Here is a 15,646-nt window from a genome sequence, read left to right on the forward strand (position 1 = left end):
CGGTGACGGTGTCCTCGCACGCCGCGGCGGTGGTCTCGGCCCTGCTGCCGGCGGTCACCGCCGCGCTGGTCGCGGTGCTGGGGGCGGTGGCCGCCCACCGCGGCCGCGGCGTGATGGCCGGGCTGTGCGCCGTCGTCCTGGGGTGGCTGCTGCTGGTGCAGGGCCTGCCCGACGTCGACGTGCTGTGGAGCGCGAACGTGGTGAGCAACGGCCCGGACGTGCTCGCCCGGGTCGCGGTCGCCGTCCTGGTGGCCGGCGGCACCGGGCTGGTCGCCGCCGGGCTGGCCGCCGCACGCCGGTTCCGCGACCCCGAGCGCACCGGGGCCGACCGGCCGGCGCCGGAGCCCCAGCCGGTCGGCTGAGGCCCCCTGCAGGGGCACGCCGCGAGCTCGCGAGTGGCGGGGGGCGGGGGGGGTCCTTCCCCTAGTCGCTACTGCTGAGCACCGGGTGCAGGTGCAGGCGCGCGCTGGACAGCAGCGCGTTGGCCCGGTCGAGGTCGGCCTCGAAGTCGACCTCCACGGCGGTGTGCCGGGAGATGTCCAGCGGCCGGAACCGCAGACCGGCCTCCGCGATCGCCGTCTCCATGCCGCGCTCGAAGTAGTCCTGGTCGCCGACGGCGTCCAGGTGCTCGACGAGGGTGGCCTTGTCCGCCGAGGAGACGTAGTTGATGCCCACGGCCTCACCGAGCCCGCCGGTCACCGTCTTCGACAGCCCGGCGATGAAGCCGTCGGCGTCGAGGGTGTACTTGACCTCCTCGTCGGCCACGGTGGAGGTGTCGACGCACACGAAGCTCTCGTCGGCGAGGATCGCCGGCAGCACGGACTCCAGCACCCCGGCGTCGAAGACCACGTCGCCGTTGAGCCACAGCGCGCCGCCCTCGCGCGTCGTCCGCAGCCCGCGCAGCAGGCTCTTGGACGTGTTGGTCCGCGCGAAGTGCGGGTTGTAGGCGAAGCGCAGGTCCGGCGCGGCCTGCATCAGCAGCTCGCACTGGAAGCCGACGACGGCGGTGACGTCGACGCCCGGGCCGAGCACCTGCTCGAGCGTGTCGAGCTGGCGGTGCAGGATGCTGCGCCCGTCCAGCAGCGGGGTCAGCGGCTTGGGCAGCGGCCGGCCCAGGCGGGTGCCCATCCCGGCGGCCAGGACGACCACCTGGACGGGGACCGGTCGCGGGCGGGCGCCTGGCCGTGCAGAGAGTGTCCGGCCGCGTGCTCCGGCGGTCCGCGCGATGTCAGCGATGCGCACTGTGGTCCCCTCCTCGGGTGGTCGGTGTCGCACCGGCGGAGGCTCCGCCGGGCGGGAAGAACAGGTCGAGGACGCGCTCGGTGGCGTGCCCGTCCTCGAGGGCGGTGAAGGTCTCCCGGAACCGCGCGTAGCGCTCGGCGTGCGCGGCGGTGACCCCCTCCAGGTCGGCGATGGCGTCGACGAGCTCGCGGCTGGTCGACAGCAGCGGCCCCGGCGCCACCTCCTCCAGGTCGAAGTAGAAACCGCGCAGCTCGTCGCGGTACTCCGCCAGGTCGTAGGTGAAGAACAGCAGCGGCTTGCCGGTGATCGCGAAGTCGAACATCGTCGACGAGTAGTCGGTGACCAGGAGGTCGGCCGCCAGGTACAGGTCGCGGATGTCCGGGTAGGCGGACACGTCGCGCACCGGCATGCCCTCGATCGGCTCGAGCCGGTCGGAGACCATGTTGTGCAGCCGCAGCAGCAGCACGTGGTCCCCGCCCAGCCGGGCGCTGAAGTCGGCGAGGTCGACCGGGAACTCGAAGTCCTTCTCGCCGGTGCCCTCGAAGACCAGGTCGTCGCGCCAGGTGGGCGTGTAGAGGACGACGCGGGTGCCCTCGCCGATGCCCAGCCGGGCCCGCACCTGCGCGCGCACCTCGTCGCGCCGCGGGCTGGAGAGCAGGTCGTTGCGGGGGTAGCCGGTCTCGTGGACCGGGCCGCGGTAGCCGAACGCCTGGCGGAACCGGGCGGTGCTGTACGGGTTGGGCGAGAGCATCGCGTCCCACCGGGCGATGTCGTGCTCGAGGTAGGCCAGCCGGCCCTCGGGCGCCCACAGGACGTCGTTGTGGATCCGCTTGAGCGGCGTGCCGTGCCAGGTCTGCAGGTAGAACGCGCCGGGCCGCTTCTCCCAGTCCAGCGGCACGTGGTCGTTGGAGACGACGACGTCGGCGGCCTCCAGCGCGGCGATGCTCTCCGGGCTGCCGAAGGGGATGGTCTCGACGCCGGTCGGGAAGGCGTCCGCGGCGACGCTCGAGGTCAGCCAGGTGTGGGTGACGTCGTCGCCGCGGGCCACGAGCGCCTCGTGGACCGCGCGGGGGCTGTCGGAGAACAGCCCGCGGAAGCTGCTGTAGACGATCCTCATCGGGCTCCTCCCGGAGTGGCGGGCAGGTCCCGGCCGGCGAGGACGGGCAGCAGCAGGTCGGCGAGCTCCTGCCAGGACGTGACGACGGCCAGCACGCCGGCTCCGCGCAGCGCGGCCTCCCGGTCGGCGCGCTCGGCCGGCTGGACGAAGAGCAGGTTGCCCACCGTAGGGCAGCCGGCCCGCACCGCCGACAGGGCACCGGGCACGGAGTCCTCGACCGCCAGGCCGGCCGCCGGGGCGATGCCGAGCTGCGCGCAGGCGTGCAGGTACACGGCCGGGTCGGGCTTGCTGGTGGGCGTCGGGAGGGAGTCCTCCGCGCTGAAGCGGGCCGCCGGCGGGATCAGCTCGTCGAGTCCGGTGGCGGTGAAGCACGCGGCCAGCCGGCCCAGCGCGCTGGAGCTCACCGCGGCCAGCCGCAGGTGCGCCGCCAGCGCGGTCAGGGCGGCCGTCGTCGGCTCGTGCGGGCGCAGGTGCTCCCCGAGGTGGGCCGTGACCGCACGGCGCTCCTCGTCCACCCACGGCTCGACGTCGACCTCGGGCCGGCCCGCCTCGGCGGCCAGCCGCCGCGACGTCGTCCGGAAGTTCATGCCGGTGGTGGCCAGGCGCAGCTCCTCCGGGGTGAACCGGCGGTCGTCGCCGAGCTCGCCGAGGAAGCGGTTGGTGACCTCCGAGGAGGCGACGAAGGCCGGCTCCTCGGAGGGGAAGAGGTTGCCGTCGGCGTCGCAGAGCAGGGCGGTGAGGCCGGCGACGACGTCCCGGGGGAGGGCCGCTGCAGCCGTGCGGGGGGCACTCACCGGGCGGCCGCCGGGGGAGCGGCGGCGGTGGCGGAGGCGAGGGTCGCCCGCACGCCGTCCCGCTGGAGCCGGCGCAGCACGGCGGCGAGCTCCTCGGCGAAGCCGGGCACGCGGCCGAGGTCGCCGAACACCGGCTCGTCGGCCAGCAGCGGCCGCGGGTCGCTGCCACCGGCGCGCGCCAGGGCCTGCAGGTGCGGGCCGCGGTCGTCCTCCACCGGCAGCGGGTGGCCGGCGTCGTCGGTCCGCTGCAGCCAGCGCACCCACCCGGCGACGGCGAGGGTGAGCAGCGCGTGTGGGCGGCCCTGGGCCAGCGCCTCGCGCAGCGAGGGCAGCAGGTGGTGCGGCAGCTTCGTCGAGCCACGGCGGCAGAGCCGGGAGAGCCGGTCGGCGATGGCCGGGTTGGCGAAGCGCTGCAGCAGCACCGCCTTGTACTCGGCGAGGTCGATGCCCTCCGGGCACGGGATCAGCGGGGTGACCTCGTCGTCCATGAGGGCGGTGACGTACCGGGCGAAGACCGGGTCGGCCATCAGCTCGTCGATGCGCTGGTACCCGGCGAGCACTCCGAGGTAGCCCAGCGCCGAGTGGCTGGCGTTGAGCAGCCGGGTCTTCATCAGCTCGTGCTCGGTCACGTCGCGGACGAACCGGACGCCGACCCGGTCCAGCGGCGGCCGGCCGTTGCAGAAGACGTCCTCGATCACCCACTGGGAGAACGGCTCGGTGATCACCGGCCAGCGGTCGTCGATGCCGTGCCGGGCGGCCACGGTGGCGCGCTCCTCCGGCGTGGTCTGCGGCGTGATCCGGTCGACCATGCTGCTCGGGAAGGCCACCCGGTCGGTGATCCAGCGGGCGAGCACCTCGTCGCGCAGGGCGGCGAACCCGACGACGGCGGCGCGGGTGGCGTCGCCGTTGCGGTGCAGGTTGTCGCAGGACAGGACCGTGAACGGCGCGGTGCCCGCCCGCCGGCGGAGGTCGAGCGCCTCGACGAGGAGGCCGAAGACGGTGCGCGGGGCGCCAGGGTGCGCGAGGTCGTGCGCGACGTCGTCGTCGGGGGTGAAGTCGCCGGTGACGGGGTCGAGCAGGTAGCCCGCGCCGGTGATGGTCATCGTCACCACGCGGGTGCGCGGGTCGGCGAGCCGGTCGAGGACGGCGGCGGGCGCGTCGGGTGCGAACAGGTAGTCGGTGAGGACGCCGACCACGCGGGCGCGCTCGCCGTCGGGGCTGCGCTCGACGACGGTGTACAGGTTGTCCTGCGGCGCGAGCGCCTCCTGCATCAGGCGGGCCCGCAGGCCGACGCCGACGACGCCCCACTGGTCGGAGATCCGCCGCTCGGCGACCTCGTCGAAGTAGGTGAGCTGGTGGGCGCGCGAGAAGCCGCCCACGCTCAGGTGCACCACGGCCGGCACGAGTGCCGAGCGGTCGTAGGTGGGGACGGTGAGCCGGGCCCCGTGCTGCTCGAGCGTCGCGGCGGTCAGCGGCCGGATGCGGACGACGGGCACCGTCGGTACCGCAGCGGCCGTGCCGGCCCGCGGGTCCTCCCGCGGGGGGCGCTCGGGCTGTGCCATCGAGGCATCCGGTCCTTCCTGCTCGGGCCCTGCTCGGGCCGTGTTCGCGCCGGTGCGGCCTGGGCTCGCCGCACCCACGGCTGGGGGCGCGCCCGGAGGCCGCACCGGGATGATCATGGACCACGCCGGTGTCGTCGTGCGCACGTGGCAGGTGCGACGGCCGGTGTTCCGGCGACGTCCCCGGCGGGTCGTCCGCGGCGGACCGACGGCGATCCGTTCCCGCGGCCGTCCAGGCCCTGCGGTGGCGCTCGTCGGACCGGCGCGCGCTGTTTCACGCCGGGGGCGCGGATATGCCCCGTCCGCGGTCGCGGCAAACCCCTCTCGGCGTGGCGTGAGGAACGCCACAAGGTGTGTCCGTCCTCGACACGCCGCACAGATGGTCACGAAGCCGTCACGGGATGCTTGGATGCGTGCGACCGAATCGGGGCTCGCCTGGGCCCGCTTCCCACGAGACGGGCAGATGCATGGGCGTGCACCGGAGTGACGCGGACCTGTTGGTCCGCCCCGCGAGCGGATCGCACAGGGCGGTGCCCGGTCCCCGGACCGGCGCCCACCGCCGCGTCGACGCCCGCCAGGTCTCCCCGCTGCGCGGCTTCCCCCCGGTCCGCCCCGACGTCGCCGGCCCGTCCGTCGTCCTCCCCACCCCGCGGGCGGCTCGCGACGACTTCCGTGTCCCGGCTCCGGTCGCCGTTGCGTCCCCGGTCGCCGTCGCCGCCCTGGCGACCGCGGTCCTGCCGGCGGCGGGGGAGACGGGCGAGGTCCCGGTCGACGAGGTGCGGGTCGACGAGGCGTGGGTCGACGACGTCGAGGTCCCCCGGATCGCGGTGGCCGACGGCCCCGCCGAGGTCGGCACGGGCGCCCCGCGCGCCGCCCGCCGGGGACGTGCCCGGGACCGCCGTCCACCCCTGCTGCTCGCCGCGCTCGTCGCCGGGGCCATCGGCGCCGGCGCGTTCGGCCTGCCGGGGACCCCGGACGCTGCGGCCGGGCCCACCCCGGTGCTGGCCCAGGACCAGTTGCTCACCGGTGACGAGGCCGTCGAGGTCATGCCGATGGCCTCCATCACCGAGGCCGAGGCGCAGGCACGCCTGCAGGAGGTGGCCGCGTCTCGCGCCGAGCGGGCGGCCGCGGAGGCCGCCGCCGCCGAGGCCGCCGCGGAGGCGGCGCGGCCGAAGACGGTGCTGCCCGTCGACGGCGCGCGGTTCACCAGCGGTTTCGGCAGCCGGTGGGGGACCTTCCACTACGGCATCGACCTGGCCGCGCCCATGCGGACGCCGGAGATGGCAGCGGCCGACGGCGTCGTGGTGCGCGCGGGTGCGGCCAGCGGCTTCGGCCTGGCCGTGTACGTCCTCCACGAGACCGGCGACGTGACCGTCTACGGCCACATGGACGAGATCCTGGTCGAGCCGGGGCAGTACGTGGAGGCCGACGAGACGATCGCGCTGCTGGGCAACCGGGGCCAGTCGACCGGTCCGCACCTGCACTTCGAGGTGCACGAGGGCGGCATGAACGGCCAGCGCATCGACCCGGTGGACTGGCTCGCCGAGCGCGGCGTCGAGGTCTGAGCACGGTCCCCGGCGGCGCGACGCGCGGCCACCCCCGCGACGGTGGCGCCCGGCCGGCGATGTACAGTTCTCCCTGGCTCGAGCGAGACCGAGCCGAGGTACGGGGCTGTGGCGCAGCTGGTAGCGCACCACACTGGCAGTGTGGGGGTCAGGGGTTCGAGTCCCCTCAGCTCCACCCCGATGACCAGGCCGTTCTCCCTCGGGAGAGCGGCCTGAGTCGTCTCTGGTTGCAGTTGTGGTTGCAGTTCGCCTCGTTCCACTTGGCAGCAGCAGGCTTCCCATACGGTCGGCCGCCTCGCGGGCCGGTGCAGGCATGACGTGGCTGTGGATGTCCATCGTCGTGCGCATCTGGCTGTGGCCGAGCAGCTCCATGACGACGCGCGGGTGGACGTTCTCGCTGAGCAGCAGGGTGGCGGCGGTGTGGCGCCCGTCGTGCAGGCGGACGTGGCGGACGTCCGCCTTGCGGAGCAGGCGCGTCCACTCCTCGTAGTCGGCCTTCTTGTCGATCGGCCGGCCGTCGGGCTGGGCGAAGACGAGGTCCTCGTCGTGCCACTCCGAGCCGGCGAGCATCCGTTCGCCGTTCTGGGCGGCCTTGTGCCGGTGCAGCTCGGCGACCAACGGCAGCGGCAGGGCCGGGGTGCGGTGGCTGCGCTTGCTCTTGGGCTCCCCGTACACCAGGCCGCCACCCCGTACGCGGTGGAGGCTGCGCCGGACGGTGAGGATGTTGCCCAGCAGGTCCACGTCCTTCCACTGCAGCGCCAGCGCCTCCGACTGGCGCAGCCCGAGGGCCAGGGCGACGGTCCAGCGGGCGGAGTTGCGGACGTGCGCCGCCGCCTCCAGGACGGCGCGGGCCTCGCCGAGGTCCAGGGCGGTGGCGACGTCGCTCGGACGCTGCGCGGGTGGGTCGACGAGCGGGGCGACGTTGCGCGGGACGTGGCCGCGCTGGACGGCGACGGTGAGGGCCCGGGACAGGATCCGGTGGTGGCGCAGCACCGTGGCGGGGGAGTAGCCGGTGTCGAGCAGGGCCGTGTAGAGCTGGTTCAGGTGCTCAGGCCGCAGGCGGCCGAGGCGGTGCCGGCCGACGCCCGGGACCAGGTGCCTGCGGACGGCGGACTCGTAGCTCTCCAGCGTCCGCTGGCGCACCCGGCGCGGCGCGATGGTGGTGAGCCAGTGCTCGAGCCACCAGGCGACGGTCGGGGTGGACGTCTCGCCGACCGTTCCAGTGTCGCGCCTGCGCTCGAGCTCGCGGACCTTGGCAACGACGACGCCGCGGGTCCTGCTGCTGACGTGCCGGCGGTCGAGCCTGCCGTCCAGCCTGAAGCCGACGGAGACGTAGCCGTGCCAGCGACCGTCGGCGCCCTTGTAGATCGTCGACTCGCCTATGGGCGTAGTGATGGGACGCTTTCACCGTCGCCTCACTGATCGCTACCTGACCGCTGAGGCCGAGGGGATCAAGGCCAGAAGCGAAGGACGGGTGTGAAGTCCGGCCATGCGCGGGTCAGCCGCGGTAGCGGGAGACCGCCCCTGAGGGCGGCCTCAGGGGCAGCTGAGCCGACGCGTCGACGTGGGTGTGGTGACCGCGGTGGCGGCGCTGATCTCATCTGGGCGGTGACGGGAGGCCACGAGGTAGCGGTCGCTTCCGCCGCGCTGAACGCGTCCCGCCGCAGTCTCGGGGGCGATGGTCAGCTGACGCGATGGCGGGCGAGGAAGGGCACGAGCACCCCGAGCAGCGCATCGAGGTGGGTCAGTGCGACGTCGTGCCCGGCACCTGCGATCACCACCTGGTCGGCCTGCGGCAGCCACGCGCGGATCAGGTCGCCGACCCCGTCGAAGAAGGGGCCGTGGTCGCTTCCGGCGACGTGCAGCACCGGACAGCGCACCCGGGTGGCAGTGGAGGCGTCGAACGGCCAGGCGAGCAGCGCCGGGATGTCGACGTCGAGGAAGGTCCGGCTGTCGCGCAACACCTGCGCCGAGCTGCCCGGGATGACGCCGTCGAGCCGGCCGCGCCAATCGGGCCCCATCGTGCGCGTGAGGAAGCGGTCGACGGCGACCTCGGCTCCCCGCGCCTGCCGGTCGCCCAGGAGGTCGGCGTTGGCGGCCCGGAACATGGCATCCCCGGAGCCGTGCACCGGTGGCGGTTCGACCAGCGTGAGCGTGCGGATCAGGTCGGGGTGGTCCACGGCCATCTGGATGGCCACCGCGGCGCTGTAGGAGACACCGAGGACGTGCACCCTCTGGAAGCCGAGCGCCGCCAGCAGTCGTGCGCAGTCACCCGCGTCCTGTGCCACGGAACCGGGTGGCGTGGCCGGGCTGCTGCCGGCATAGCCGCGCCGGTGGTAGTGAACGACCCGGAACCGCCCCTGCAGCCGCTCGGCCAGCGGCAGGAGCTCGTCCGCCGTCAGCGCGGTGGGCACGAGGGCGACGGGGTCGCCAGAGCCGAGGATCACCGTCTCCAGGTCGCCGCCGTCGATCGCGACCCGCGCCATCGACTCCCTCATGGCGGCGATGGTGGAAGGCCCACGGGGCCGCAGTCCAGGCATCGGGCACGCGGGAGCAGGCAGATCGGCGAGTCACCGCTTGCATCTGATGGCGAACGGCGCGAGCAGCCCCGAGGTCGGTCACGAAGCGCGGACGACGTGTGACATGTCCTCCGTGCTGCCGAACTGACTGCCACGAGGAGCTGACGCTGGAGATGGGCTCGTTGTCGGCCGTGTCTTCAACAACCTCGCGCATGGTTAGCGGCGGGCCGTCGTGCATCTGTTCAGGGCCTCTTCGATCACGCGTCGGTGCCAGACGGGAGAGCTCTGGGCGGACGGTGAGGCTGGTCAGGTCGCCGTGCTCGTTCCTGGCTGGGGACCAGGCTGGCGACCGCGGGCAGGATCGATTCCAGATGTTCGCGTCGGCCGAGGTGTCGGGACAGGGCCCGCCAGTTCTTGAGATGGCTGATGCTGTGCTCGAAGCGGATCCTCGGGGACGCGTGAGTTCGGTGGTCCAGTGCGCCGCGGCGAGGGCGTCGAGGGCAAGTAGGTCCCGCTACGCCGCGCGGGCGTGACGCGGCGGTGACGGAGGCGGGTTCACCCTTTGAACGTCGCCGAAACAGGTCACCATCAGGAGAGCGGAATGCCGACGAGCCAAAACTTACACAACGGTGATCAATGGTTCAACATCCATCTTTAGAAGGATGGCAACCTCCATCTTGAGGCCAATGGAAGGAGTGGCAGAGGCGTTACTCGGATGGTGATCGCCGATGACTCCGGTGAGGTTGCAGTCGGCGGCCACGGTCAGACGGCAGGCCTACAGCTCAAGGGTGTTGGACGAAACCATGATCTTTCTGGGGGTTGGTGCAGGAAGCAGCTGCGGTCCTCGGTGGGTCGGCCGAGATGTCGGGCCAGGGTCTGTAGCCGTTCCTCCGGTGGTCCGGGGATCTCGAGGCCGTCGGTCAAGGCGACCTCCAGTTCCCCTCCGGCCACCGGTCAGCGGCTGACCTACCCCACTTCTCGGCTGTCCAGCTGGATCATCCGCGTCGCCTTCGCGGCGGCCGGCGGCCGGCGGCAGGTCATCGGGCTGGTGAGCGCTGTGCCAGCCTCACGAGGACGCCAGGATCAAACGTCTTCGCTGGTCGGATGCCTGACGCGGCTGGGCTGCACCCGCATCGGCTCGCCCGGGATTATCGGGCAGCGAGCAGCAGAAGCGCTGTGCAGAGCCGCGAACCGCAGTTGGCGTATGAGCGGAAGCGGGTGAGTCATCGGGCGAGTTCTCGCGCCTCGGATCCGCGTGGACACCGCCCTTGCCGCCACACCCTCCGCTGACGACGCCCATCTGCGCAGTGTCTTCGCCAAACTCGGTATCAGCTCGCGGACCCAGCTCGCGCTGCAGATCGACCACACATTTCGGTCGACGACCGAAGGAACGCCCAGGCTCACATAGCCGGCACCGGAGCACGGACACCCTGCCCCTCGTCGGCACGGGGTCGTGTCGGCGCGCGGATCATCGACGCTCCACACGAAGCGCGCCCGTCGGAGCCGCCGGGCGCGGTCACCACCACAGCGGTCCCCAGCGACGTGCGTCCGCCTGCACTCGGGACCACGGGATGTCCTCGCTCTTGGCGCGGCCGATGGGGTTGATGCCCCAGCGCATGGTCAGGTTGGCCCGCAGGGTGTGCAACCGGTTCTCGAAGAGCATCTTCTCGCTGATCCAGGAGATCGCGTCCAGCTCCGGTTTCCACGCCGCGGTGTAGCTCTGCGCCGCCCCGGACAGGCCGGTGGCGCCAGGTTCGGCAGTGCCGATGCACCTGTCCAATGCGACGGCCGCCTCCATGGCGGCGTTGACACCCTGGCCGATGGGTGGGAAGGGGCCGGCTGCGTCACCCAGCAGCACGGCTCGCCCGCCGTCCAGCCGGGAACACGTGAGTTTCTGGCCGATGTGGTAGCAGGTCCGGTCGGCGAACGCCGTGACCGCCGCGTCACTGGCGAGGTCGAGCACGCGCGGACAGTGCTGCTGCAGGTAGGCCCGGGCCGCCGAGGCCGAGGAGAACGAGAGCGGCCGGCGGGTGCCGATCCCGCAGAACCAGCGCGGCCTGTCGGATTCATCGTCGCCGGGGATCGCGCCGGCGACGCAGAACGGCCGGGTCGCCAGGGCCTGGAGGTAGGTTTCGTCGAGCTGGTCGACGAGCCGATCGAGCGCGATCATCGTGAGGTAGTTGGGCAGCGACTTCCGCGCCACGGTGAACCCGGGAACGCGCTGCTGCACGGCGTCGCGGACCACGGAGCCGGCGCCGTCCGCGCCGACGACGAGGTCGAACTGCCGGGTCATCGGTTCCCCGCCCGGCGGCGTGTACGACACGGCTCCGGTCAGCACGTCGACCTCGCTGACACGGCAGCCGTACTCCACGTGGACCGCGTCCTTGTGGCGGTCGCTGATCACCGCGGCGAGCGCCCGGAGGATGTCGCCACGGGCGCCGGTCCATCCCGGGCCCGGCCAGTCCTCGACCACCCGGCCCCCGTACTGGATGCCCCGGAACGGGAGCAGCCGGTCGTCGAAGTGTCCGGTGGCGTCGATGTGTCGCAGGGCCCGCAGGCCGTGCCCGGTGATGTCGATGGTGTACGAGCGGTCCGGGTTGAAGCGCGGGGCCAGCTCGGGGTGCGCGTCCCGCTCGAAGACCGTGGTGGCGATCCCGCGCCGGGCGAGCGCGATGGCCGCCACCAGCCCGGCCGGGCCGCCTCCGATGATGGCGATGCCCTTCGGCTCGTCGTGCTGTCGGGCCCAGGACTCTTCGGCGGTGTGGTTCGACATGGCCGGCTCCCCTCGTCGGCGTCGGATGTGTGCCGATGACCAGGCTGGCGGGCGCGGAACCGCGATCGCATCGATGACCTCCCCAGTCGTGCGGGACTAACCTGACCGGGTGCTGCTCGGCCGCCGGTCGGAGCGCATCCGCCTCGACGGCGTGCTCGCGGATGCGCGGGCATCGCGCAGCCAGGTGCTCGTGCTCCGCGGCGACCCCGGGGTCGGAAAGTCCGCGCTGCTCTCGTGGGCGGCGGAGCGAGCGGGGTCTGCTCGTTGCCTGCGGGCGGCCGGCGTGCAGTCCGAGCTGGAACTGCCGTTCGCGGTGCTGCAGCAGCTGCTCGCTCCCGTGACCGACCGGCTCGACGCGCTGCCCCTCGTGCAGGCCGATGCCCTGCGCGGGGCGCTCGGCCTGGGGCCGGGGCGCGGCAGCGACCGGTTCCTCGTCGGCGTCGGCCTGCTGTCGCTGCTCGGCGAGGTCGCGGCGGACTCCGGGGCGGTCTGCCTGGTGGACGACGCGCAGTGGGCGGATTCGGCCTCGGTGGAGGCGCTGGTCTTCGCGGCCCGGCGGCTCGAGGCCGAAGGTGCCGGACTGATCCTCGCCACCCGCGCCACCGGCCGGGATGCGTTCGTCGCCGCAGGCCTGCCGGAGCTGGTGCTCAATGGCCTCGACCCGGAGGCCGCGGCCGCCTTGATCGCTGAGCGGGCACCCACGGCGACCGAGGACGTCCGCCGGCGGCTGGTCGCCGGCACCGGCGGGAACCCGCTGGCGCTCGTCGAGGTGCCCAGCGTGATGAGCGCGGCGCAGCTGACCGGGCTGGAGCCGTTGCCCGACCCGCTGCCCGTCGGCGGCGGCGTTGAGCGAGTGTTCGCGGCGCTGGTGGCGCGGCTGCCGGGGATCACCCGCCGGCTCCTGCTCCTGGCGGCCGCCGACGACACGGGCCGGCTCGGCGTGGTCAGCCGAGCGGCCGCGGCGGAGGGCCTCGAGCTGGCCGCGTTCGGTCCCGCGGAGGCCAGCGGTCTCGTCCGGATTGTCGGCGAACGGGTGGAGTTCCGACATCCTCTGGTGCGGTCGGCTGTGTACCAGGACGCCGGCTTCACCGACCGCCGGGCGGCGCACCACTGCCTGGCGGCCGTCCTCGATGGCGCGGAGGACCTCGACCGCCGGGCCTGGCACCTCGCGGCCGGAGCGGTGAGCCCCGACGACGCCGTCGCCGATCTCCTGGAGGCGTCGGCCGAACGGGCGCGCACCCGGTCCGGTCCCGCCGCCGCCGCGGCGGCTCTCTCCCGATCTGCGACGCTGACCGGGCGGTCCGACATCCGCGGCCTGCGGCTGGTGGCTGCGGCCGAGGCGAGCTGGAACGCCGGTCACCCGACGCGCGCGGTGCAGTTGCTGGACGACGCGGAACCCTTCCTCCGGGCGCCCGAGCAGCGCGCAGGACTGTCTGGCCTGCGTGGCCTCATCGAGCTGAGCGGGGGATCGCCGGAGACCGCCTATCCGCTCCTCGTCACCGCGGCGCTGGAAGCTCCGGACCGGTCGTCCGCCCTAGCCCGACTCGCGCTCGCCGGCGAGGCGGCCTCGCTCGCCGGGGGCCAACGGGCCGTCGAGCTCGGCCGCCTGGTCCAGCAGGTGGTGCCTGGAGACGCCGGCGAGGACGGACCGGTCGTGGATCTGCTGTTGGGGACGGCGGAGGTCGCGGCCGGGGACTGGACGGCCGGCGCCGCCCGGCTGCGCCGGGTGACGAGTGCCGCCCGGCGGACCGAGGACCCCCTGGTGCTGCTGCGGGCCGGGCAGGCGGGGCTGCTCCTCGGTGATGAGGTGGCCGCCCGGCGCTGCTACCTGGGAGCGGAGGCGGTCCTCCGCCGCACCGGGGCCCTCGGGCTTCTGGCCACGACGCTCAACCGGCTCGCCTTCTCCTACGCCCAATCGGGGCTGCTCGGCGATGCCGAGCGAACCTGTCAGGAGGGCGTGCGGCTCGCCCGCGAGCTCGGCCAGCAGTCGGCCACGGCCGACGTCGTGCTCGCCCTGGTCGCCGCCTGGCGGGGAGACGAGGAGACCTGCCGACGGCACGCCGTGGGCGCCGTTGAGGAGGCCGAAGCGCGTCGACTGGGCGCCGTCCGGGCCGGCGCTGGCTGGGCGCTCGGGTTGCTCGAGCTCGGTCTCGGTCGCCCGGACCAGGCGCTCGCGAGACTGGGTCCTGTGGTGGCCGGGCGAGGACTGAGTCATGCGGCAGTGGCGCTCTGGGCGACTCCCGACCTGGTCGAGGCCGCGGCGCGGGCCGGCCGTCCCGAGGACGGGCGCGACGCGCTGCAGCGGTTCGGGGGCTGGGCCCGACGGGCCGGGACGCCCTGGGGGATCGCGCTCGCCCACCGGGGCGCCGCGCAACTTGCCGGAGGGGACCTGGCCAGCTTCGAGGAGGCGCTGGACTCGCACGAGGCGGCCACCCGGCCGCTCGACGAGGCGCGCACCCGGCTGGCCTACGGCGAGACGCTCCGGCGGTTGCGTCGCCGGGTGGACGCGCGGCTCGCGCTGCGGCCGGCCGCGGAAGCCTTCGACCGGGCGGGCGCGCTGCCGTGGGCGGAACGGGCGCGCGCGGAGCTCCGCGCCACGGGGGAGACCTTCGGCCGCCGTGCGGTCACGGAGTGGGACCGACTCACGCCGCAGGAGCTGGAGATCGCGCGGCTGGCCGCGGGCGGTTCGTCGAACCCCGAGATCGCCACCCGGCTGTTCCTGTCCCGGAAAACCGTGGAGTTCCACCTGCACAAGGTCTTCACCAAGCTCGGCGTCGGCGGCCGGACCGAGCTTGCCCGGATCGCGCAGGACTAGGGAGGTCCTGGGTGCGACTGGCGCCCAGGTGGGCGATCATGTCGACCAGGGTGCGCAGCGGAACTCCACCTTCGATGGTGCAGCCGCGCTCGGCCAGCAGCGGGCGCACCTCTCCGATCGCCCGGGTGATCGTCGAGCGCGACACCCCGAACCAGCAGGCCAAGACGTCATGGGTGACGCCGTGACGCAGATGCACGAGGGTGGCCAGCAGTCGGTCGACGAACACCAGCCGGCACCGGGCGGCGGCCCCGACCGCCCGCCGGCGTGGCCGATCGGCCAGCCGTGCGTCCTGACGCGCCTGCCAGCGCGGTCCCAGCTCGGCGACCAACTCAGCCAGCACTTCCCGGGAGAGTCCGGTCACCCGGCGATCGGCGACAGCGGCGGCACGGGGCAGTGTCCTCGACACACCACCACCCTGCTCCGCCCGTCCGCGCGAGTCGCCCCGCAACCATCCACGAGGTCGTCAGAGACACTCGGGGCCGCGGCGGCAGGAGTGGCTCGGCCTGGCGTGGTCGCAGTTGTGGTTGCAGTTGGCGGCGTTCGCGTCAGTGCGTCGACGTCCGCCGTTGTGCGAACGAGCACGTCGATCGACTTACGGAACGACGGCGAACCGCCGCGAACGCGATCATGACGGCCTGGCAGTGTGGGGGTCAGGGGTTCGAGTCCCCTCAGCTCCACCCCGATGACCAGGCCGTTCTCCCTCGGGAGAGCGGCCTGAGTCGTCCCTGGTCGCAGTTGGCCCTGCCTCACCTGTGAGCAGCAGGATGCCCATGCGGTCGGCTGCCTCGCGGGCCGGTGCCGGCATGACGTGGCTGTGGATGTCCGTGGTCGTGCGCATCTGACTGTGGCCGAGCAGCTCCATGACCACCCGCGGGTGGACGTTCTCGCTGAGCGGCACGGTCGCGGCGGTGTGCCGACCGTGGTGCAGCCGGACGTGGCGGACGCCTGGCCCTGGACCAGTCAGCCCTGCTCGAGGTGCTGGCTGCACGGACGGCCGCTGAGGTCGATGACCGGAGAGGCTCGGCAGCGGCGACGATCCATCTGGCGTCGATCGAGGCGGAGCTCACCGCCGTCATCGGCGCCGCGCCGCACGAGCGCACCGAGACCCGCACCGCCCAGCCCAACGGCTCCCGCCCGCGGGTGCTCGCGACGACGCCGGGGATCTGGAGCTGCGGATCCCCGAGCTGCGCTCCGGGTCGTCCTCCCCCCTTGCGCGGTCGGCACGACCGCGGACGATGGCGAACCCCGCGCAGATGTGACCG

Annotated in this window: 9 protein-coding genes, 1 tRNA gene and 3 pseudogenes; 5 read left to right on the forward strand and 8 right to left on the reverse strand. The window is 73.6% G+C overall.

All coding sequences use genetic code 11. The features are described 5' to 3' along the window. A pseudogene (locus ABQ292_RS06040) lies at positions 1 to 362 on the forward strand (hypothetical protein); the annotation flags it as partial. Between the two features lie 61 nt (positions 363 to 423). On the opposite strand, the gene ABQ292_RS06045 reads toward ABQ292_RS06040, so the two are convergent. From ABQ292_RS06045 to ABQ292_RS06060, 4 genes are all read right to left on the reverse strand, one after another. Then, positions 424 to 1,149, reverse strand: coding sequence for a phosphocholine cytidylyltransferase family protein (locus tag ABQ292_RS06045; RefSeq protein WP_369204273.1), 726 nt, complete (start codon positions 1,147 to 1,149; stop codon positions 424 to 426). 79 nt (positions 1,150 to 1,228) lie between these two features. Then, positions 1,229 to 2,359, reverse strand: a complete 1,131-nt coding sequence (locus ABQ292_RS06050; protein ID WP_369204275.1) for a CDP-glycerol glycerophosphotransferase family protein — start codon at positions 2,357 to 2,359, stop codon at positions 1,229 to 1,231. Continuing rightward, on the reverse strand, positions 2,356 to 3,153 hold the full coding sequence (locus tag ABQ292_RS06055) for an HAD family hydrolase (RefSeq protein WP_369204277.1): 798 nt from the start codon (positions 3,151 to 3,153) through the stop codon (positions 2,356 to 2,358). The genes ABQ292_RS06050 and ABQ292_RS06055 overlap by 4 nt, the downstream gene beginning before the upstream one ends. After that, the gene (locus tag ABQ292_RS06060) at positions 3,150 to 4,715 is read right to left on the reverse strand and encodes a mannitol dehydrogenase family protein (RefSeq protein ID WP_369204279.1); all 1,566 of its coding nucleotides are present in this window, start codon (positions 4,713 to 4,715) and stop codon (positions 3,150 to 3,152) included. Before ABQ292_RS06060 ends, ABQ292_RS06055 begins: the two co-directional genes overlap by 4 nt. A 527-nt stretch (positions 4,716 to 5,242) precedes the next feature. Between ABQ292_RS06060 and ABQ292_RS06065 the strand changes: the two genes are divergently transcribed. Both ABQ292_RS06065 and ABQ292_RS06070 read left to right on the forward strand, forming a co-directional pair. Further along, positions 5,243 to 6,277 (forward strand): M23 family metallopeptidase, encoded by a 1,035-nt coding sequence (locus ABQ292_RS06065; RefSeq protein WP_369204281.1) that lies wholly within the window; start codon positions 5,243 to 5,245, stop codon positions 6,275 to 6,277. A 102-nt stretch (positions 6,278 to 6,379) separates the two neighbouring features. Further along, positions 6,380 to 6,452 (forward strand) — tRNA-Ala (locus ABQ292_RS06070). A 206-nt stretch (positions 6,453 to 6,658) separates the two neighbouring features. Here ABQ292_RS06070 and ABQ292_RS06075 read toward each other — a convergent pair. The 3 genes and pseudogenes from ABQ292_RS06075 to ABQ292_RS06085 form a co-directional block, all read right to left on the reverse strand. Then, a pseudogene (locus ABQ292_RS06075) lies at positions 6,659 to 7,420 on the reverse strand (tyrosine-type recombinase/integrase); the annotation flags it as partial. 539 nt (positions 7,421 to 7,959) lie between these two features. Continuing rightward, complete coding sequence (locus ABQ292_RS06080; protein ID WP_369204283.1) at positions 7,960 to 8,775, reverse strand: alpha/beta fold hydrolase; 816 nt, start codon at positions 8,773 to 8,775, stop codon at positions 7,960 to 7,962. 1,537 nt (positions 8,776 to 10,312) lie between these two features. After that, entirely contained in the window at positions 10,313 to 11,569 is a 1,257-nt protein-coding gene (locus tag ABQ292_RS06085; protein ID WP_369204285.1) for an FAD-dependent oxidoreductase, read from the reverse strand. 109 nt (positions 11,570 to 11,678) lie between these two features. Here ABQ292_RS06085 and ABQ292_RS06090 point away from each other — a divergent pair, with 109 nt between their 5' ends. Beyond that, the gene (locus ABQ292_RS06090) at positions 11,679 to 14,384 is read left to right on the forward strand and encodes an ATP-binding protein (RefSeq protein ID WP_369204287.1); all 2,706 of its coding nucleotides are present in this window, start codon (positions 11,679 to 11,681) and stop codon (positions 14,382 to 14,384) included. Here the strand turns inward: ABQ292_RS06090 and ABQ292_RS06095 are convergent. After that, the gene (locus ABQ292_RS06095) at positions 14,329 to 14,745 is read right to left on the reverse strand and encodes a helix-turn-helix domain-containing protein (protein WP_369204289.1); all 417 of its coding nucleotides are present in this window, start codon (positions 14,743 to 14,745) and stop codon (positions 14,329 to 14,331) included. The two genes, ABQ292_RS06090 and ABQ292_RS06095, sit on opposite strands and share 56 nt — an antisense overlap. 584 nt (positions 14,746 to 15,329) lie before the next feature. Here ABQ292_RS06095 and ABQ292_RS06100 point away from each other — a divergent pair. Beyond that, positions 15,330 to 15,616: pseudogene (locus ABQ292_RS06100) on the forward strand (transposase); the annotation flags it as partial. Positions 15,617 to 15,646: the final 30 nt, after the last annotated feature.

This window comes from Geodermatophilus maliterrae, assembly GCF_041018925.1.
GTDB classification, from domain to species: domain Bacteria; phylum Actinomycetota; class Actinomycetes; order Mycobacteriales; family Geodermatophilaceae; genus Geodermatophilus; species Geodermatophilus maliterrae.

Bases quoted from the DNA above. Each gene is read 5' to 3' on its own strand.
- ABQ292_RS06060 (WP_369204279.1), bottom strand. From the start codon at position 4,715: ATGGCACAGCCCGAGCGCCCCCCGCGGGAGGACCCGCGGGCCGGCACG.
- ABQ292_RS06050 (WP_369204275.1), bottom strand. From the start codon at position 2,359: ATGAGGATCGTCTACAGCAGCTTCCGCGGGCTGTTCTCCGACAGCCCC.
- ABQ292_RS06085 (WP_369204285.1), bottom strand. From the start codon at position 11,569: ATGTCGAACCACACCGCCGAAGAGTCCTGGGCCCGACAGCACGACGAG.
- ABQ292_RS06080 (WP_369204283.1), bottom strand. From the start codon at position 8,775: ATGAGGGAGTCGATGGCGCGGGTCGCGATCGACGGCGGCGACCTGGAG.